Here is a 19034-nt window from a genome sequence, read left to right as displayed (position 1 = left end):
AAATCAAGTTTGTTTAGCAATTAATCGATTAATTGTGAAATCGCAACATCAGGATTCACATCTTGCTCGTAATCTACGCTGTCGATACCAAAGCCGAATAAACGTAAAAATTCATTGTGGTAACCCACGTAGTCCGTTAATTCGTCAATTGTATCTGTATCCACTGTATCCCAAACATGTTGTACACGAGCTTGAACATCATCTTCTAACTCTTTGTAGTTTTGGAATAAATGACCACCTTCGTCAAAACGTGGTGTTTCACCGTAAAGGTTTTCAGTAAATAGTGAATGAATTTGCTCAATGGTACCTTCGTAAGTACCGTCTGCTTTCATTACTTTGAATAAAGCAGAGATATATAAAGGCATAATTGGAATTGCCGAGCTTGCTTGTGTCACAACCGCATTTAATGAGGAAACATACGCTTCGCCATTTAAGCCTTTTGTAGACTCTTTGATTGCTTGTGTTGCACGGTCAAGATCTTCTTTCGCTTTACCAATTGTCGCATGACCGTAAATTGGCCACGTTAATTCTTTACCGATATATGTGTAAGCGGTTGTTTTGAAGTTATCTGCTAGCACATCCGCTTCTTTTAATGCGTCAATCCACATTTCCCAATCTTCACCGCCCATTACTTTAATTGTATTGTCGATGTCTTCTTGGCTTGCTGCTTCAACGGTTACTTCATCAATCACACGCTTTGAAGTGTTTAGGTTCTTCGTAGTGATATCTGAGCCAATAGGCTTAAGTGTTGATGAGTAAGTCTCACCCGTATTTGGATCAGTACGACGAGGTGACGCAAGGCTATAGATAACTAAATCAATTTTACCTAGATCAGCTTTGATAGTATCAATTGCTTTTTGCTTGATTTCGTTAGAAAACGCATCGCCATTGATATTTTTAGACCATAAACCTGCTTCTTCAGCAGCTGTTTGGAATGCTGCTGTGTTGTACCAACCTGCAGAACCCGTTTTGCGTTCGCTACCTTCTTTTTCAAAGAAAATACCTAACGTTTTGGCACCGCCACCAAATGCAGCTGTGATACGTGATGCTAGGCCGTAACCTGTAGACGCACCAATCACTAATACATTCTTAGGTGCATTGCTCAGTGGTCCTTGCGCTTTCACATAATTAATTTGTTCTTGTACGTGCTCAGCACACCCTACTGGATGCGCGTTAGTGCAGATAAATCCACGAATTTTCGGCTTAATGACCATTGATCATCCTATATCTATCACAATAAAAATTAGCGCTAGTTTAAAGGCTAATAGTTAAAATACAGGTCTGATCAGTAAAACTTTTCAGACCCACTTAAATCTTTCGAGCTTAAAACCCCAATTGACAAGCAGTTTAGAGTGACTGTCCTTCTAACTTAGAATGACTGTCCTTCTAACTTTGAGTGACTGTCCTTCTAACTTTAGGTGGCTGTCCTGCTAATTTAGTCGAACTTTGAGCCACCTAAGCATTTTGGTGATTCAGGTGCCTGTCCATGTTGTTCACTGAACTCTTCTGGAGTAAATGTGTGAATTGCTAATGCATGAATATGGTTTGCTAATTCATCTTTTAATAGCTCATTAATTTGACGGTGACGGGCAAGTAAACGTTTACCCGCAAATTCTTCACTCACAACCACCACTTTGAAATGCGATTCAGTTCCACGGCTATGCATATGGCTTTCATTGACAACATTCAGGTGTTTACATTCGATACCCGCAGCAAGCTTTTGCTCTATTTGTTGTTGCATTGACATGTGTCATAGACCTTTAATAAGAAAATAATTGGCAGCTACTATATCAAGGGCATGAGTCATTTTGCCAATGATTTTATATGATTGAACGAAAGGTAAGGTTAATTCGAGGGTGTTTGAGTCTTTGCTGTTTTGGCAAGCTATGCTGGTAATCGCGCTGGCTAAAACCATTCATGATTAAACAGCTACCACTTTGCAGCACAATGCTATGTTGTTCATTATTATGTTTGTGCTTTATTTTAAATATCCGTTCGGCCCCTAGTGATACAGAAGCGATTGTCGGTTGCTCCCCAAGTTCTTTCTCATCGTCACTATGCCAACCCATACAATCATGACCATCTCGATACAAATTAACTAAAAGCGCATTGAATGGTATCTGCAAAGTTCTTGTTAAGCGTACACGCATAGCATCAAGCACCTCCGGCCATGGCTCAACGATTAACTGTGAACCCGAGTAGCCATAACTTACATTCTGATCAGCAATAAAGCATTGCAAACGTGGGATCACATGGCTTTTTCCGTACACTTTTATAGTTGGTTGTTGCCAATTTAGCTGCTGCTGAAGAAAGTAAAATAATTCGAGGCTTTTTTGTGCACTCAATGCATTAGCTTGGTAAGAAAACCCATCAGGTAAATGATTAGGGTTGGCGTTTGGCTGTTGCATGTTAGAATTTACCTATACATTAATACATTCGTAAAATCATGATGACCACCCAAGCACAGCTCGGTGATAACACCTATACCCTAGAACGCTTTCCGTTAGATCAAAAGAATCGCAGTCTTCAAGCGTGGGACTCAGGCGATGAGTACCTTGTCAATTATGTACAAGAGCACTATCCAGATGCAAATTCAATCCTGATACTCAATGACAGTTTTGGCGCTTTAGCCTGTGCCTTTAATACGTTAACAGTTTATTCAGTTAACGACTCGTATATTGGTCATCAAGCTACCCGCTATAATTTACAAGCTAATGAGTTATCAACAGATTCTTTAACGCAACTGGACTCATTAGCAGCATTACCTAATCAGGTTGATTTAGTGATATTAAAAGTGCCACGCAATTTAGGCTATCTTCAGCATCAACTTGCCGCAATCAGTGCAGCTTTACCTGCCGACATTGATGTTATTGCAGCTGGAAAAACGAAAGACATTCACAACTCAACTATAAAGGCTTTTAGTCAGTATATCGGTGAAACATCAACCAGCTTAGCGGTTAAAAAGTCCCGCTTAATTATCAGTAAAACCAGTGGTCTTAATAAAGTTGCCCCCTTCCCTGTTAACTGGCCACTTGAAGGAAGTGAGTTTGAAATTCAAAATCATGCCAATGTATTTTCTCGAGACTCATTAGACATTGGCGCGCGCTTTTTCTTTAACTATTTGCCACAAACAAGTAAAGCTCGCAGCATCATTGATTTAGGCTGTGGTAATGGTGTTGTTGGCTTAATGACCTTAAAGCGTTGCCCTAAAGCCCATGTGACCTTCGTTGATGAGTCGTTTATGGCCGTTGAATCAGCTAAATTAAACGTCGCTCACAATCTACCCGAGCAATTAGAGCAGTGTGAGTTTGTCCAAAACGATTGCTTAACCGATTTTCAACCTAACAGTGTTGACCTCGTTTTATGTAATCCGCCATTCCACCAAGCGCAAGCGGTTACTGATCATATTGCTTGGCAAATGTTCAAACAGGCAAAACACACATTAAAGCACGGTGGTGAATTAAGAATTATTGGTAATCGTCATCTAGACTATCATGAAAAGTTAAAACGCATGTTCGGCAATTGTAAGTTGTTAGGGTCTAACAAAAAGTTTGTCGTACTAAGTGCAACAAAGAATAATTAATGGAGCTAACTAAATGAAAAAAATACTTCCTTTATGTGCGGTGCTTGCGCTTGCGGCATGTAGCAACCAACCCAATCAATTAATTTTAAACCCCGTTTATCAAGGCGGCAAAATTTCAAACCTTAGTACTAGCGTTAGTACTAGCGTAATTGATTTACGCGGCGACAACGTGACCCTAAAAATTATTGAATCAGATAAAACTAAAACCCTTGCCAGCCCAGGTATTACTGATTCAGTGAAAAGCGCTCTAGACAGTGCGTTAAGCCGTAATGGGGCGAGTATCTCAAACTTGGCAACAACACGCTTTGAATTAGATATTCATAAGCTACAAGCAGTTGTTACTGAAAAGATGATGACTCACACAAGTGACGCAACTATTGAATTAGGCTTAAGAGTAATCAGAAACTCAAGCACTTTCAGCAAGATATACCGTGGTAATGCAAACCTAGAAGGGCCACTCAGCCATGACCGTGCAAAAGTAGAAGGTCAGCTTAATAAGTTGACTGAGCAAATAATTACCCGCATTGTATCTGACCCAGAATTAATCGCCTATTTAGAAGGTTAACTATGAAGCGTATTTTATTACTTAGTTTTATATTGTTTTTTGCTCACAGTTCATTCGCAGCGACTGAGGGTAAATTTATTCAAAAAGATAATATGTTTCCACGCGTAGAAATTGTCACTACGCTTGGCAGTATTGTGGTCGAAATGGATCGTTCACGCGCACCAATAACCGTAAATAACTTTCTAACTTACGTTGCCGACGGTAGCTATCAAGGTAGTGTGTTTCACCGTGTAGAACGTGATGAAGACAACGAACGTGATTTTGTTATTCAAGGCGGTGGTTACGATAAAGACTATGATGGTCTGTACGAAGGTGACCCTATTTTTAATGAAAGTGGCAACGGGTTAAAAAACGATATGTATAGCATCGCAATGGCATATCAAGACCGTAAACCTCACTCAGGTACTCGTCAGTTTTTCTTTAATATGGACGATAACGATCATCTTAATCCTGGTCGCGACTGGGGCTTTGCCGTATTCGGTATGGTCATGGATGGCTATGACACACTAGACAAAATCATGCGTGTCGAAACCGCTTTTAACGAAAAAATCGGTTACAGCTTTGTACCCAAAGATCCTGTTGTTATCTTAAACGTAAAAGTGCTTGACGCTAATCAATAATAAATAGGGGCGCACGCCCCTTAAACTGGCAACACTATGACAAAACCCCTTTCTATTTCAGAGTATTTCTCGTACTTCAAAGATAAACGTTTAATCAATATATTCATCTTTGGTATCAGCAGTGGCTTTCCTTGGGTATTGATTGGCTCTGTCATGTCGGCTTGGCTAAAAGACGAAGGCTTAAGCCGCAGTATGATCGGGTTATTTGGCATAGTGTTTGGTGCGTATAGCATTAACTTTTTATGGTCACCGCTCGTTGACCGTGTAAAGTTACCTGTTTTATTTAACTGGCTAGGCCAGCGCCGTAGCTGGATTTTACTTTGCCAGTCAGTGATTTTTATTGGCACCTTTTCACTTGCTGGGCTCGATATCAAGGCCAACCTCTGGTTTGCTGCCGCGCTGTGTTTAGTTATTGCTATCGCTTCTGCGACTCAAGATATTGCTATTGATGCATTTCGTATCGACACTTTAGCCGAAAACGAAAGCCACAAAGCCACCGCAGCAGCTGCAATGGCCACTTCAGGTTGGTGGAGCGGTTACGCCCTATTAGGCGCCCTGCCATTTTATATGGCCGACATCCCTTCAATTGATTGGCCACAAGTTTACTTTTTCTTATCTGTGGTAATGCTGCTATTAATGAGCAGCGTATTGTGGGCAAAAGAACCCGAATCAAACCGTGATGCTGTTCAAGCTGAGCTTGAACAAACCTATCAACAAAAGCTAGCTGGTAGTACGCAGACTCGCTTTGCTAAAGTGATTGCATGGCTTGCTGTAACCGTTTTTGATCCTTTCAGAACCTTCTTTGCCCGTAATGGCGTAAAAACAGCATTGGCATTATTGGCCTTTATTTTCTTATTTAAAATCGGTGAAGCCTTTTTAGGGCGAATGTCTATCGTGTTTTATAAAGAAGTCGGCTTTTCAAATAGTGACATAGCGACCTTCTCAAAAGTGGGCACTGCAGTGCTCACCATCGCTTTTACTTTTTTAGGAAGCTTATTCAATCAACGCTATGGCATTGTAAAAGGCTTGTTTATTAGCGGTATTGCGATGGCAGCTTCAAACTTAGCTTTTGCCTGGATCGCTATTGCAGGCCCCAAACTGAGTCTGTATGCATTTGCTATTATTATTGATGGTTTTACCCAAGCTTGGTCACTGGTAGCCATGGTGGCGTTTATATCAATGTTATGCGACAGAGCATTTAGTGCGACCCACTATGCACTACTTGCTTCATTGGGTAATTTAGGCAGAACTTTACTGTCGAGCTACAGCGGCGTGGTTATTGATGACTGGTTAGGTGGAAACTGGGCGATGTTCTTTGTGCTAACTGCATTGATGGTGATCCCATCACTGGTATTTTTATTCTTAATTCGTCATAAGCTTTATGCGTTAGAAAACAACTATCACCAAAACAATTAACAAATCTGATACGTATGTGATTAAAGAGAGGATGATGCAAGGGAGAGACTTTAAATAGCGCTTCCTTGCACTATTTATATTACTTTAAAAGCGGCGTTTCGCTTTTAGTAATGAATAATTAAGCGTCTTTTAGCAGATTAAGACCTTCGTATGGGTCAACTTCTAAAGCGTCGCAATAACGCATGAATTCAATAACATCTAAACGACGTTCTTGGTTTTCAATTTTACCAATGAAAGAGTGTGGCGTACCTAAAACCTGTGCAAGGCTACGCATTGTGTGACCTTTCTCGTGGCGTTTAGTTTTAAGCCATTTTGTTAGTTTCGAGTTTTCTTCAGAAGAAACTGTTTTACCCATCATAAAATACATCTCCTACTAGATGATTCAAGTTAATAATTTAAGAGTGAAATTTGCCCGTCTCACTCTTGGACACATTATATACTAATAATTTTCACTTTGAATGATTAATTATACAAATGTCCACCTTTTAGGAATGGACCTTTTTAGTATACAAGACTAAGTGTAGCTAAAATTAAAGCATGTGCTCTATAGTTAACTGGTTTACTGTACCAAAAAATTGATCAATTGGAAGTGTAACAAGATGAAAGTATCACTTTAAATTCTGCATATTTATGCTTAAAGTGTATGTAAATACTGAAAAAGGCTAGGAAATGTTTCGTATATTATTTTTGTTGCCAATTGTACTGTGTGTCGCATGGTACCTGTTTTTAAAACACAATCGTGTACCAATTAAGCAAGGTAAAAAAGGGTTTGTGTATATTTCAATCGCCTCTGCGTTAGTTTTAGGCTTCTTTTTACTGATGATTAAAGTGACCCAACACTAGGGTCACTCATTTTTAATTAATCAGTAACGAATTTACCGATTACCGACGACGATCTCGTAGCATTAACAAGCAAGGCGTAAGTACCAGTGTCAATACTGTGGCAAATGTTAAACCACCCGCAACAGCCGTGGCCAATTGCACCCACCACTGAGTAGATGGCGCACCAAAATCAATATGGCGGTTAAATAAGTCAATATTCACTTGCAGTACCATCGGCATTAATCCCAAAATGGTGGTCACAGTCGTTAACAGTACTGGCCTTAAACGCTGAGCACCGGTTCGTAAAATCGCATCTTTTGCAGCAAGACCTTGGCTACGTAAAACATTATAGGTATCAATCAATACAATATTGTTATTAACTACAATACCTGCAAGCGAGATAACCCCGATGCCTGACATCACGATACCAAACGGTTGCTGTAATACGGTTAAACCTAAGAACACACCCACAGTTGAAAACAGTACAGCACTTAAAATCAAAAATGCCTGATAAAAGCTATTAAATTGCGTTACCAGAATGATCCCCATCACAAACAGGGCAACCACAAAAGCCTGCTCAAGGAAGGCTTCTGATTCATCTTGATCTTCGGTTTCACCACGCACTTTAATTTTCACGCGCGGATCTAACCCTTGCTCCTCTAGTTGCGCTTGTAAGCGTGGCAACGCTTTAGCAAGTTGTTCACCCGGTTTCATGTCTGCATTAACGGTAACAACGCGCTGAGAATCAACACGGCGAATTGTATCGACCTTAGGGGCTGCTTGGCGCTCAACAAAGTGACTAATTGGCACTTGCCCGTGCATAGTTTTTACACGCAACGTTTCAAGACGTCCTAAATCTCGCTTGTCATGAGGAAAGCGTACGCGAATATCAATCTCGTCATCAACATCATCGGGGCGGTATTCCCCTAGTTTTAAACCATTAGTAATAAGCTGAACATTCGCCCCTAGCATACTGGCATCCGCACCAAAACGAGCCGCATCCGAACGATTCAATTTAAGTTGCCACTCAATGCCCGGTTTTGAAGCACTGTCATCAACATTTCGAAACGCGCCATCATTTTCGATAGCTTGTCTTACTCGTTTTGCTTCACTGTTAAGCACATCAACAAATCGAGAGCTGAGTTCAATACTCAGCGCTTTGCCACCACCGGGGCCGTTTTCATCTTTACGAAGTTCAATTTCGACACCAGCATAACTTGCCGTGATTTCGTTAACTTGACTGATTATATCTTCTGCAGGTGGGCGCTCATCCCAGTCTTTTAGATTCATTCTAAACGTGCCTACCTGATCTTTACCGCCAGTACGGGCATACAAGGTTTTAATACCTTCCACTTTTAAAATGCGTGACTCAATGTCTTTCATGATCACGTCTTTTTCAAAAATAGATAAGTCACTGTAAGAGCGTACTTTGATATTGACGCCATTTGGCTCAACATCAGGAAAGAACTCAACCCCTAACTTAGAAACAGCAAATGCAAAGAACACCAAAATAGAAAACACGATTGCAGCAGCAAGGCTCCACCAAGGACGCTCTGTTGCATAATCAAGCACTCGAATATAACGCCCAAGCATCCCTTTAATTTGTGTTAAGTCACCAGACTCAGCTAACTCTAAATCATGTTTTTGCTGCTCAGAAAGCGGCCTTGATTTTCCTATTAATCCACCGATGGTTGGCACAAAAACCAATGCCATAAGTAATGACGCAGTCAAGGTGGCAATAAGCGTAATCGGCAAGTATTTCATAAACTCGCCCATCATTCCCGGCCAAAATATTAGCGGTGCAAAGGCAGCTAATGTCGTTGCCGTAGAAGCGATGATTGGCCACGCCATTCGCTCAGCAGCTAGTTTATAAGCAGCCTTGCGTGGTTTGCCTTCACTCATCGCTCTGTCAGCAAACTCACTGACAACGATAGCACCGTCCACCAGCATACCGACAGCCATGATGAGTGCAAAAAGCACCACGATATTCACCGTTAAACCAAATACAGAGATCACTAAAATCCCGGTTAAGAATGAACCAGGAATGGCAATACCTACTAAGAAGGCGGTGCGCGCGCCAAGTACCGCCACAATCACAATAACTACCAACAATACAGCAGACAGCACATTATTTTGCAGATCAGAGAGCATCATTTTCACGTCTTTTGACATGTCGCCGGTGTAATCCACTCGTATATGCTCAGGCCAAATTTCCTTGGCCTCATTCACCACTTTTTTAACTTGATCGACCGTATCAATAATATTTTCGCCAGCACGTTTTTTTACTTCCAGCGAAACCGCGTGGCGGCCATTAATACGTGCGATTGAGGTTGGATCTTTATATGCTCGGCGAATTTTTGCTACGTCCATAAAACGCACCACCCTATCGCCAACAACTTTCACAGGTTGCTCCATCACATCCTGAATCGTCTCAAATACCGATGGGATTTTTACAGCAAAGCGGCCTTTACCAGTATCAAGGGTGCCAGCAGCAACTAAGCGGTTGTTATTTGATAGCAGTTGAATAATGTCATTCGGTTCAAGGCCATAAGAAATCATCGCCAATGGATCGACCTCAATTTCGACCATATCCTCGCGGTCACCACCTACATCAACTTCTAATACACTAGAAATGCTTTCTAGTTCATCTTTTAGATTACGGGCCAGGGTTAGTAAACCTCGCTCTGGCGCATCGCCTGACAAGGTTAATGTAATGGTTGGCTGCTGATCTTCCATCAAGATTTCATGAACTTCTGGTTCTTCTGATTCAGAAGGCAGTTTTGCCTTAGCTAAACTAACTTTATCTCGTACATCAGCTAAGGCTTCTTTGGGATCCATACCCGCAATAAACTCAAGGGTCACAGAGGCATGTCCTTCACTTGCCACCGCTGACATTTCTTTTACGCCTTCAATCGAGCGTAGCTCAATCTCCATTGGCCTAACTAATAGCCGCTCAGCATCTTCAGGGGAAATACCGTCATGAATAATCGACACATAAATAAAAGGAATAGTGACATCAGGATTCGCTTCTTTAGGGATGGTTTGATATGTCACCCACCCCGAGATCAGCAACAAGATGAAAATAGATAAAACCGTACGCGTGTGAGTCAACGACGCTTCAATTAAGTTTTTCATACTTAGTTGCTCGTTGCTTCAGTAAACACAGGCTCAACTTTGTCACCGGCACGCACAAAACCTTGACCAAGGGTAATAACATTCGCTTGCTCACCTAAACCCCAAAGCCAAACGCCCTGCTCGGTGCTTTTAGCTAGATTTACTGACTTAAACTCTACAATATTGTCGTCATTCACGACTTTTACGCCGATATTACCTTGTTCATCTAGGGCCATAAAAGCCGGGCTTAATAACATGGCAGGCTCAGTTGGCAACTCAATATTAAGCTGAGTCGAAAAACCTGCTTTATATTTCATACCTGGGTTTTCAAACGCCGCTTCGATGCGAAATGTATTAGTGCTGTCATCAGCAACAGAGGCAATATAACGAATTCGACCCGGATAGGTTTTGTCATTTAACACATGAGCAAAGGTAGTTTGCCCAACTTCTAAGCCTTGCACTTCTTTTTGAGTCGCATCGGCTCTGACAATTAACGGGTCTAAATCAGCGAGCTGCAAAATAGGGTCGCCTATGCCAACATAATCACCAATTTCGACTAAACGTTTGTTGATAACGCCATCAAAAGCAGCACGTACTTCAGTGCGCTCTAGCTTTAATTCAAGGCTTACCAAAGTTGCTTTTGCTTGTTGCAACATAGCTTGTGCTTGCATGGTCAATACTTTGTTTTGTAAACCTTGCTGATTAAGTTTAAGCGCGCCTTCGTATTCAGTTTGATACTGGGCAACTAAGGCTTCTGCTGATGTGATTTGGGCGGCTAAATCAGATTTATCGAGACGTAAAATAACCTGATCTTGTTTTACAAACTGACCTTCTTCAACCAAAATTTCGAGTACTTGCCCTGCTTGCCTAGCGCTAATGTTCGCGATTTTGTCAGGCTCTGACTTTCCATAAAAAGTTAGGTTTTTATTAATATTCTTAGCGACCAACGGCATCACTTGCACTTTAGGCAAGCGCTCTTGAACTTGCTCATCACTTTGCTGTGCTTTTTGATCTGCTTTGCTATCCCCAGACAGCATCCACAGTACAATCACCAAAACAATGGCGATAGCTAAAATATAGGGTTTCTTTTCTATTGTTGTAGTTATATTTGGCAACGCAAAATTCCTTCTAATAATGCGTAAAATTTAGCAGAGGCAAGATATTATGAGAAATTAAAGCAATAAAAAAGCCACATAAAGTGGCTTTTTTAAATAATTCGTTAAACGCTGAAGCTGGCTCCGCAACCACAGGTTGTTGTTGCATTCGGGTTATTAACAAAAAAGCGTGCGCCTTCAAGCCCTTCAGTATAGTCAACGGTACCATCGACCAAATACTGAATACTCATAGGGTCGATAACAAGCGTTACACCATTTTTAACAATTTCTAAATCGCCAGGGTTAGCTTTTTCATCAAAAGTAAAACCATATTGGAAACCTGAGCAACCACCACCTGTTACATAAACACGTAGTTTAAGATCTGGATTCTCTTCTTCTTCGATTAACTGTTTAACACGAACAGCTGCTGCATCGCTGAACTTGATTGGCAACTCATCTGACATACCAAAACCCTCAAAACCTATATTGGCCGCAATTATCTAATACCCGAGTGTTTTAATCAAGTATCACCAGAAGAGCATCTCAATTATGGTGAGGGCAACTGGCTAAGCCATTCGACTTGGACTAAAGTTAATTTGTACTACATTTGGGCTGGCATGAGTTTGCACTGAGGGAAGATAATTGTGATAGAGCATTTCAAGCTGCATTTTATAACTGATAATTTAAGCAGTGCGCAAGTCATTCCAGCTGAATACGATTTACTCCTTGCTTTTGCTTCAATCCTCACAGCCGTATTTGCTTCGTATATCTCTTTTTTATTATCAGCTCGTATCAAACACTCTTATCTAAAGAATGAAAGTCAGATATGGACCATCATGGCTTCGTGTTTTTTAGGTATAGGTATTTGGGGTATGCACTTTGTGGGTATGCTTGCCTACAACTTGCCCATCCCTATTGAATACAACATTAGCATTACCTTGATATCAATTTTGCCAAGTGTGTTTGCCAGTTACATCGTACTATCACCAGCACTACAAACCGACAAAGGGCTACTATTTAGAAGTGTGCTAATGGGTGCTGGGATTGGCTCGATGCATTTTGTTGGCATGATGGCGATGGTGATGCCTGCAAAAATGGCTTATGAGCCTTGGTTGTTCTCTTTATCTATTATCGTCGCTATTGTACTGTCAGGTATCGCATTAAAAATTAATGATTTTCGACTTGCTAAAGGGGTTCATCAAACACGGATGAACTTGGTGGTGGCTTTGATAATGGGCAGTGCAATTTCGGGAATGCATTACATCGGCATGATTTCGATGTCTGTTTTTGAAACTGAATACACCACCTATGTTACAACCCACGACTACTCGACGTTAGCACAACTTATTATTTTTATTCTGGTGGCATTAAGTCTGTTTGTATTGGGTGCTGTTGAGCTCAGAGCAAGGAGCTTATTATCAGCAAAACTAAAAGCAGTACTTAATACCGTACAAGATGTGGTAATTAGCTTTAATAATGAAGGAAAAATTGAATTTGCAAACCCGGCTGTTAACCAAGTTTTTGGCTATCAGCCGCATGATTTAATAGGCAAACATATTCGTACCCTGATCCCCGAAAGATCGTTAGAACTTGATGAAATCCTCAGAGATTCACAGCTCAGTAAAAAAACGGCGGGTAAAAGTAGCAGTCGGCTCTTAAAAGGACAACGAGCCAATAAAAAACGATTTCCCATTACATTAACAATCAGCTCAATTGGTAAAAAAGAGTCAGGTCCTTATGTGGCGACAATAAAAGATCTCTCTGATATTCGAAACCAAGAAGCCTTTACACAAACTATTTTCGATAATTTACCCATCATGTTGTTTGTAAAAGAAGCTGAGCATCTTACATTTAGCCATGTAAATAAAGCGGGTGAGCAACTACTTGGTAAAAATAAAGACCAACTAATCGGTTTAAATGACTTTGATATTTTCAGTAATGAACAAGCAGTCAGTTTCGTGCAAACCGATCGGGATGTATTGAAAAGTGATGACACTCTAACTATAGAGGAAAAGCCGGTTACTATTGATGACAATACTCATTATTTAAGAACACGGAAACTCACAATTAAAGACAGTAATGGTAAAGCGCAATATTTATTGGACGTTTCTGAAGATGTTACTGAATTAAAACAAGCAAAAACCGAGCTTGAAAGCTTACACCAACGCATGTCTATGGCTGCAGATGCTGCTCATATTGGTATATGGGAGTGGAATTTTGACACTAATGAACTGATTTGGGATGACTGGATGCATACCTTATTTGAAATTCCAAAATCAGAATTCAAAGGAGACTATTCAGCATGGGCAAATAGCTTGCATCCAGATGAATATGAAGACGTGACTAACAAGCTAAAACTCGCAATTTTAAATGGCGAAGAGTTTCACGCAGAGTTTCAGATTGTTCTACCCTCTGGCAAAACACGCTATATCAATGCAGATGGAAGAATATACGGCAACCGCATGATTGGCGTTAACTTCGATATCACGAAACGCGTCATGGCAGAGAAGAAAATTAGGCAATTAGCACAAACAGACTACCTTACTGGTTTAGCAAATCGTAGTGCGCTTGAGCGATTCATCAAGCAAGAATTTGCCCGTGTTGAGCGCACAGGCTCTAAGGTAGGTTGTCTGTATTTTGATCTTGATAAGTTTAAGCCGATTAACGACACCCATGGCCATGCAGTGGGAGATAAAGTACTGGTAGAAGTTGCTAAACGCTTACAAGATACTGCTCGCAAAACCGATTGTGCTGCACGCATTGGTGGTGATGAGTTTGTAGTTATTGTTACCGACATAGAAAACCAAGTACAAATAAACCGTGCACTATCACGATTGATCTGTGCGATTAAGGCGCCGATAAAATCAGAGTATGGTGACTTGCTCGTTGAGGCGAGTGTTGGCTTTGCATTATATCCTGACGATGCGCAATCATTTGACGAATTACTTAGCATGGCCGATAAGCGTATGTATGACCAAAAACATCACTGCTTTAGTTGTAATGTTATGAACTGCAAATAAGCAAATTAATAATGCTAAAAAGTCTAATTTAGACGTATACTTATTGAACAATTAATAATGATTCTTTTTCCATGCTTTCTCGCTTTTATTATTTTATGGTACTTGTTTTTAGCTCGCTTGCAGCTGCTGATAGCACGTACCAAGAAACATGGGAAATCACCTCTTTAGAAGCCCCGCCGTATGCAAGTAGTAAAATGGAAAATGGCGGTGATGCTATTGCACTATTAAGAGACACGCTTGCCAAAAAATCGATAAACCTAGAAGTTGAATATTTACCTTGGCAAAATGCAATAAAAAAAGCCCAGTTAACCGGCTACCTGGGTTATTACCCTGCTTGGCCATCTGAAATGATGCCCGGCTTTGTTGCTTCAGCCACTATTTTAAATTCTCAACTAGCTGTCATTACCACTCAGTCTAATCCACAAGATTTTGAAAACCTTGAACAGCTTTTTAATGAGCACAAAGTTGGCGTTGTTGAGCCTTATATTTACCCGGGTGTGGTCGAAAAAGTAATTCAATCCTATGCTGACAGCATAGTGCAAACAGCAAACGATGAAGAACTATTTCACTTATTGCAAACTAAGCAGATTAATTTTGCGATTACTGCACCAAAAGTGCTTAACTATTTTGCTGAGCAACAAAACCTATCTGAGCCAAAAATAGTAACTCAGTTTACCGACTCCCCATTAGTGATTGGCATACGCAATGACGCTGAAAACAAAGCTAAAATAGCCTTACTCAATGATTTATTTACTGACGCAAAGCCCTCTGCAACAAATTACTCTCGGCCAAAAAAGCTGTTGTTAACCTATATAGATATTCCGCGTGTAGCACCATTTAAAGCGTTAATGAGTGATGTTTATAATGATTTAAATATCAAAGTCCAGATGCAAGCAACACCATCTCGAAGAGGCGTATTGTTATTAAATGCAGGCATCGTTGACGGCGATATTGTGCGCTCACAAAGTAATATGCGTAAATTCGAGAATATTATTGTCGTAGAACCTAGCCTTGGCGTTATTAACTTAGTGCTTCTATGTCGAAAAGCGCTGCCATGCGATAGAGATAATTTATACAACCCAAACAACCGAATTATGAGCTCGATTGGTGATATCGAAATTCTTAATGAGTTTGATATTAAAGCCGAGATCATTCATAACGAAGACTTGAGCCATACGCTTACTATGCTAAAAAAAGGTCGTGTCGATTATGCACTTTATCCTGCGCTCAATAACGATATAACTACCTTTAAAAAAGATTTTTCTGTAATTGTACTAAGGCAAATGGCTATCAACACGGTTATTCATAAAAAACATGCCCCGTTGGTAGATGAAATATCAAAAGCCATTACAGCTCGCTTACCTGAATTAACGCAGCGAATTAATAACGACAGCAAAGATTAGCTAGATTTACCCAAAATGCAGATAAAATTATAAAATCCCAACGACTTAGTTAATTTGATTTGCTAAACTGCGGCTCAAAAGTGCTGTGAGGAAATATGCATGTGGCTTGAGAGACTAAGACGTCGCCTAGCAAAGCCTAAAACATCTGTGCAATTGTGCTTACTTGGTGTAAGTGCAGGGTTAATTGCGGCAGTGTTGATCATACTTTTTCGCCTCACAATCATGTTTTTTCAAAGCTTATTTTTAGATAAGCCTGATGACTTCACCACTTTACCAACCTATGAGCGGATGATACTGCCAGTTGGTGCAGCCTTACTAATTGCCTTATTCGCCGCCCTAACAGGCTTTAAGCATTATCGTCTTGGCATTCCATTTGTAATTCACCGTATTAAAAAACATTATGGCCATATGCCGCTTTACAACACGGTAAACCAATTTGTCGGCGGTGCATTAGCCCTTATTAGTGGCTTTTCGGTCGGTCGAGAAGGCCCCTCAGTACATATGGGTGCAACGGGTGCCAGTTTACTGGCCGATAAACTACACCTTCCGCACAATGCAATGCGTACCCTCACCGGTTGTGGTGTTGCAGCTGGTATTGCTGCTTCATTTAACACCCCACTTGCAGCCGTTATCTTTGTCATGGAGGTGGTACTGAGGGAGTATAAGGTGCATATTTTCGTGCCCATTATGCTCGCAGCGGTTACCGGCGCATTAGCCACTCAATTTGTCTTTGGTGACGCTTCAGAGCTTGCACTTATCACCATGAACCCATTGAGTGGTTGGCATTACCCATTTTTAATCATTTTTGGTATGGCACTTGGCGCTGTTGCTTATGCATTTAACCAAAACTTGATGCTTATAATCCGTACCTTCAAACCACTAAGTATGTTCCCTCGTCTATTACTAGCAGGATTAATAGCTGGTTTAATTGCTTATATGGTTCCTCATGCAATGGGCTCTGGTATGAGTGCTATCACTATTGCTATTGAATCACCAGATGATGTGCAGTTTTTAACTACCATCTTGATTGCTAAATTACTCGCCACCTTATTTGCCATTGGTTTAGGTATTCCAGGTGGGATCATCGGCCCTGTTATTGGACTTGGGGTATTAATGGGCACCTTAATGGCCTTTTTCGCGCAGTTTATTAGTCCGGGTGTTGATATCACAGGTACCTATAGCATGCTTGGCATGGCAGGGTTATTGGCAGCAACATTACACGCACCACTGGCAGCTCTCACTACGGTTATGGAATTGACCTCAAGCCCCGAGATCATTGTGCCAGCCATGTTGGTGATCTCAACGGCTTATGTCACGGCGTTGCAGTTTTTTGGTAACCGCTCTATTTTCATGCAACAACTTGATTTCCAAGGGCTTGAATATCAAATATCACCAGCTACCGAAGCATTACAAAAAGTAGGTGTGATGGATGAAATGGATGAGCAATTCAAGCTGCTTTACAGTGACGACAAACAACAAATTAAAGAGTCGCTCGATGCCCTTGATAGCCAAACCCCGCTGATTGTTCATGATGAAGAGAATGGCTATCGTCTTGCAGAATATGATTTAAGCCTGATGTCTGACCAAGAAAGTAATATCAAATATGTCAGCCTTGCCGGCCTTAGTAGCCAAGCAACATTAGCCGATGCTTTTGACTTATTAAAAGATAAACGCAGCGGTGCGGTATATATTTACAACCTGCTTGATAACCAACAGATTATGGGCCTTTTGCGTTGGGACCAAATCAGACATATCCTTACCATTCGCAACAGTTTGTTATAACAATTAAAATGGATGCTTAAATGACTGCGCTATTAGTTTATAAAACCTTCCACGTATTCTTTATGATTGCTTGGTTTGCCGGTATTTTTTACCTGCCACGTCTTTTTGTTTACCACGCAATGAGTGAAGAAAAAGCCTGTAACTCAATGCTGAAAGTAATGGAACGCCGCTTACTGTTTTTTGTGACACCGTTTGCTGTTTTAACATTGGTATTTGGCGTACTGACCATTTTTGAATATGGTCGAGACTGGTTTAGATACAGCATGTGGCTGCACTACAAACTGGTGTTAGTGATTATTCTCTATATCTACCACGGCTATTGCTTTAAATTACTGGCTGACTTTAAGCATGATCGCAATACACGTAGCGATCGCTTTTACCGTATTTTTAATGAAGTTCCGGTACTCATCCTTTTAGCTATAGTGGCACTGGCAATTATTAAACCTAACTTATAATTTGCTGCTGTGAACGCTAAAAATTTGCTATAGTACTGCGCAAATTTATGCGGCCTCCCATACCGAGTGCCAGCGCCCTATAAATGTGATTAGGAACAAACCCCATGCTAAGTTTCCAAGGTGAAAATATCCTGTCGGTCAATCAGCTTGATCGAGATTGTATTGAACGTATTTTTGCAGTTGCTAAGAAAATGGAGCCTTATGCTAAAAAGCAAAAGCGCACCAATGTTTTAGAGGGCGCAATTTTAGCGAACTTGTTCTTTGAACCAAGCACGCGTACTCGCGTAAGTTTTGGTACTGCATTTAACTTACTAGGTGGTTTAGTTCGTGAAACAACGGGCATGCAAAGCTCAGCGCTTGCAAAAGGTGAATCTTTGTATGATACCGCACGCGTGATCTCAGCGTATGCAGATGCAGTCGCAATGCGCCACCCTGACGCAGGCTCTGTTGCCGAGTTTGCCACCGGGTGTGACGTGCCAGTGATTAATGGCGGTGACGGCCCGAATGAGCACCCAACACAAGCCTTACTAGACTTACTAACGATTGAACGTGAGCTAGGTCGTTTCAACCAAAGTATCGACGGTATGCATATTGCCCTAGTAGGTGATTTAAAATACGGCCGTACTGTGCACTCTTTATCTAAATTACTTTGTCATTATAAAGACGTTAAATTCTCTATGGTGGCACCTGATGGCTTACAAATGCCAGACTACATTTTAGATGCTGTTGATAACGCAGGTCATAAAATTCAAGTAGTAGATAAAATGGAAGGCAACTTGGCCGCCGATATTGTTTATCAAACCCGTATCCAAGAAGAGCGCTTTCCTTCACAAGAAGAAGCTAACAAATACCGTGGTGGTTTCCGTATCAGTCAGGCAATTTACAACGCACACTGTAAGCCTAACTCAGTACTGATGCACCCACTTCCTCGTGATAGCCGTTTAGAAGCAAACGAGCTAGATAACGATTTAAATAGCAACGACAACCTAGCGATTTTCCGCCAAGTGCAAAATGGCGTGTTAATTCGCATGGCGTTGTTTGCTCTAACCTTAGATGTTGCCGACAAAGTTGAGCAATATGAAGTCGACGTGCCTTGGTTTAGCCGTAAACGTAATAGCTAAGCTACTTCGTTTGGGCTCTTTGAGCCCTTGCAAACCAAC

General features: G+C 41.0%; 17 protein-coding genes. 10 read left to right on the top strand and 7 right to left on the bottom strand.

What is annotated here, in order from left to right:
- Window positions 1-20: 20 nt before the first annotated feature.
- From fabV to L1D51_RS03785, 3 genes are all read right to left on the bottom strand, one after another.
- The gene (gene fabV / locus L1D51_RS03795) at window positions 21-1214 is read right to left on the bottom strand and encodes an enoyl-ACP reductase FabV (RefSeq protein ID WP_054562305.1); all 1194 of its coding nucleotides are present in this window, start codon (window positions 1212-1214) and stop codon (window positions 21-23) included.
- Window positions 1215-1435: 221 nt separating this feature from the next.
- A complete protein-coding gene (locus L1D51_RS03790) occupies window positions 1436-1747 on the bottom strand; it encodes a BolA family protein (protein ID WP_054554277.1) in 312 nt (103 codons plus the stop codon).
- A 73-nt stretch (window positions 1748-1820) separates the two neighbouring features.
- A complete protein-coding gene (locus L1D51_RS03785; protein ID WP_054562306.1) occupies window positions 1821-2408 on the bottom strand; it encodes an alpha-ketoglutarate-dependent dioxygenase AlkB family protein in 588 nt (195 codons plus the stop codon).
- 41 nt (window positions 2409-2449) lie between these two features.
- Between L1D51_RS03785 and L1D51_RS03780 the strand changes: the two genes are divergently transcribed.
- From L1D51_RS03780 to L1D51_RS03765, 4 genes are read left to right on the top strand one after another with little or no spacing between them, the layout of a single operon-like run.
- Window positions 2450-3583: a methyltransferase gene (locus L1D51_RS03780; protein ID WP_054562349.1), complete on the top strand. Its 1134-nt coding sequence runs from the start codon at window positions 2450-2452 to the stop codon at window positions 3581-3583.
- A 13-nt stretch (window positions 3584-3596) separates the two neighbouring features.
- Complete coding sequence (locus L1D51_RS03775) at window positions 3597-4148, top strand: YajG family lipoprotein (protein WP_054562307.1); 552 nt, start codon at window positions 3597-3599, stop codon at window positions 4146-4148.
- A 2-nt stretch (window positions 4149-4150) separates the two neighbouring features.
- On the top strand, window positions 4151-4768 hold the full coding sequence (locus L1D51_RS03770; RefSeq protein ID WP_054562308.1) for a peptidylprolyl isomerase: 618 nt from the start codon (window positions 4151-4153) through the stop codon (window positions 4766-4768).
- Window positions 4769-4804: 36 nt separating this feature from the next.
- Window positions 4805-6184 (top strand): AmpG family muropeptide MFS transporter, encoded by a 1380-nt coding sequence (locus tag L1D51_RS03765; RefSeq protein WP_054562309.1) that lies wholly within the window; start codon window positions 4805-4807, stop codon window positions 6182-6184.
- 118 nt (window positions 6185-6302) lie between these two features.
- Here the strand turns inward: L1D51_RS03765 and L1D51_RS03760 are convergent, their stop codons facing one another.
- Window positions 6303-6542: a helix-turn-helix domain-containing protein gene (locus tag L1D51_RS03760; protein ID WP_054562310.1), complete on the bottom strand. Its 240-nt coding sequence runs from the start codon at window positions 6540-6542 to the stop codon at window positions 6303-6305.
- Between the two features lie 311 nt (window positions 6543-6853).
- Between L1D51_RS03760 and L1D51_RS03755 the strand changes: the two genes are divergently transcribed.
- Window positions 6854-7027 carry a hypothetical protein gene (locus L1D51_RS03755; protein WP_200907862.1) on the top strand — a complete coding sequence of 58 codons (174 nt, stop codon included), beginning with the start codon at window positions 6854-6856 and terminating at the stop codon, window positions 7025-7027.
- Window positions 7028-7066: 39 nt separating this feature from the next.
- Here L1D51_RS03755 and L1D51_RS03750 read toward each other — a convergent pair whose 3' ends face one another.
- From L1D51_RS03750 to erpA, 3 genes are all read right to left on the bottom strand, one after another.
- Window positions 7067-10141: an efflux RND transporter permease subunit gene (locus L1D51_RS03750; protein WP_054562311.1), complete on the bottom strand. Its 3075-nt coding sequence runs from the start codon at window positions 10139-10141 to the stop codon at window positions 7067-7069.
- Between the two features lie 2 nt (window positions 10142-10143).
- Window positions 10144-11235 carry an efflux RND transporter periplasmic adaptor subunit gene (locus tag L1D51_RS03745; RefSeq protein ID WP_055020646.1) on the bottom strand — a complete coding sequence of 364 codons (1092 nt, stop codon included), beginning with the start codon at window positions 11233-11235 and terminating at the stop codon, window positions 10144-10146.
- Between the two features lie 104 nt (window positions 11236-11339).
- The gene (erpA, locus tag L1D51_RS03740) at window positions 11340-11678 is read right to left on the bottom strand and encodes an iron-sulfur cluster insertion protein ErpA (RefSeq protein ID WP_054562313.1); all 339 of its coding nucleotides are present in this window, start codon (window positions 11676-11678) and stop codon (window positions 11340-11342) included.
- Between the two features lie 180 nt (window positions 11679-11858).
- On the opposite strand from erpA, the gene L1D51_RS03735 reads away from it, so the two are divergent.
- The 5 genes from L1D51_RS03735 (at window position 11859) to L1D51_RS03715 (ending at window position 18995) form a co-directional block, all read left to right on the top strand.
- A complete protein-coding gene (locus tag L1D51_RS03735) occupies window positions 11859-14234 on the top strand; it encodes a diguanylate cyclase domain-containing protein (protein WP_054562314.1) in 2376 nt (791 codons plus the stop codon).
- 71 nt (window positions 14235-14305) lie between these two features.
- Entirely contained in the window at window positions 14306-15637 is a 1332-nt protein-coding gene (locus tag L1D51_RS03730; protein ID WP_239962713.1) for a type 2 periplasmic-binding domain-containing protein, read from the top strand.
- A gap of 99 nt (window positions 15638-15736) precedes the next feature.
- Window positions 15737-17419, top strand: coding sequence for a chloride channel protein (locus L1D51_RS03725; protein WP_054562317.1), 1683 nt, complete (start codon window positions 15737-15739; stop codon window positions 17417-17419).
- Between the two features lie 20 nt (window positions 17420-17439).
- Entirely contained in the window at window positions 17440-17874 is a 435-nt protein-coding gene (locus L1D51_RS03720; RefSeq protein ID WP_054562318.1) for a CopD family protein, read from the top strand.
- Between the two features lie 104 nt (window positions 17875-17978).
- Window positions 17979-18995, top strand: a complete 1017-nt coding sequence (locus tag L1D51_RS03715) for an aspartate carbamoyltransferase (protein ID WP_054554265.1) — start codon at window positions 17979-17981, stop codon at window positions 18993-18995.
- The last annotated feature ends 39 nt before the right edge of the window (window positions 18996-19034 follow it).

It is taken from the genome of Pseudoalteromonas shioyasakiensis, from assembly GCF_022398475.1.
Classification (GTDB): Bacteria; Pseudomonadota; Gammaproteobacteria; order Enterobacterales; family Alteromonadaceae; genus Pseudoalteromonas.
The sequence above is the reverse complement of the archived record's forward strand: the minus strand, read 5'-3'. Positions and strand labels throughout refer to the sequence as shown.

What these genes read in the sequence shown, in the direction of transcription:
- L1D51_RS03765 (WP_054562309.1), top strand. Translation starts at nt 4,805, where the DNA reads ATGACAAAACCCCTTTCTATTTCAGAGTATTTCTCGTACTTCAAAGAT.
- L1D51_RS03790 (WP_054554277.1), bottom strand. Translation starts at nt 1,747, where the DNA reads ATGTCAATGCAACAACAAATAGAGCAAAAGCTTGCTGCGGGTATCGAA.
- L1D51_RS03770 (WP_054562308.1), top strand. Translation starts at nt 4,151, where the DNA reads ATGAAGCGTATTTTATTACTTAGTTTTATATTGTTTTTTGCTCACAGT.
- erpA (WP_054562313.1), bottom strand. Translation starts at nt 11,678, where the DNA reads ATGTCAGATGAGTTGCCAATCAAGTTCAGCGATGCAGCAGCTGTTCGT.
- L1D51_RS03785 (WP_054562306.1), bottom strand. Translation starts at nt 2,408, where the DNA reads ATGCAACAGCCAAACGCCAACCCTAATCATTTACCTGATGGGTTTTCT.
- L1D51_RS03730 (WP_239962713.1), top strand. Translation starts at nt 14,306, where the DNA reads ATGCTTTCTCGCTTTTATTATTTTATGGTACTTGTTTTTAGCTCGCTT.
- L1D51_RS03780 (WP_054562349.1), top strand. Translation starts at nt 2,450, where the DNA reads ATGACCACCCAAGCACAGCTCGGTGATAACACCTATACCCTAGAACGC.
- L1D51_RS03775 (WP_054562307.1), top strand. Translation starts at nt 3,597, where the DNA reads ATGAAAAAAATACTTCCTTTATGTGCGGTGCTTGCGCTTGCGGCATGT.
- L1D51_RS03720 (WP_054562318.1), top strand. Translation starts at nt 17,440, where the DNA reads ATGACTGCGCTATTAGTTTATAAAACCTTCCACGTATTCTTTATGATT.
- L1D51_RS03725 (WP_054562317.1), top strand. Translation starts at nt 15,737, where the DNA reads ATGTGGCTTGAGAGACTAAGACGTCGCCTAGCAAAGCCTAAAACATCT.
- L1D51_RS03760 (WP_054562310.1), bottom strand. Translation starts at nt 6,542, where the DNA reads ATGATGGGTAAAACAGTTTCTTCTGAAGAAAACTCGAAACTAACAAAA.
- L1D51_RS03750 (WP_054562311.1), bottom strand. Translation starts at nt 10,141, where the DNA reads ATGAAAAACTTAATTGAAGCGTCGTTGACTCACACGCGTACGGTTTTA.
- L1D51_RS03755 (WP_200907862.1), top strand. Translation starts at nt 6,854, where the DNA reads ATGTTTCGTATATTATTTTTGTTGCCAATTGTACTGTGTGTCGCATGG.
- fabV (WP_054562305.1), bottom strand. Translation starts at nt 1,214, where the DNA reads ATGGTCATTAAGCCGAAAATTCGTGGATTTATCTGCACTAACGCGCAT.
- L1D51_RS03715 (WP_054554265.1), top strand. Translation starts at nt 17,979, where the DNA reads ATGCTAAGTTTCCAAGGTGAAAATATCCTGTCGGTCAATCAGCTTGAT.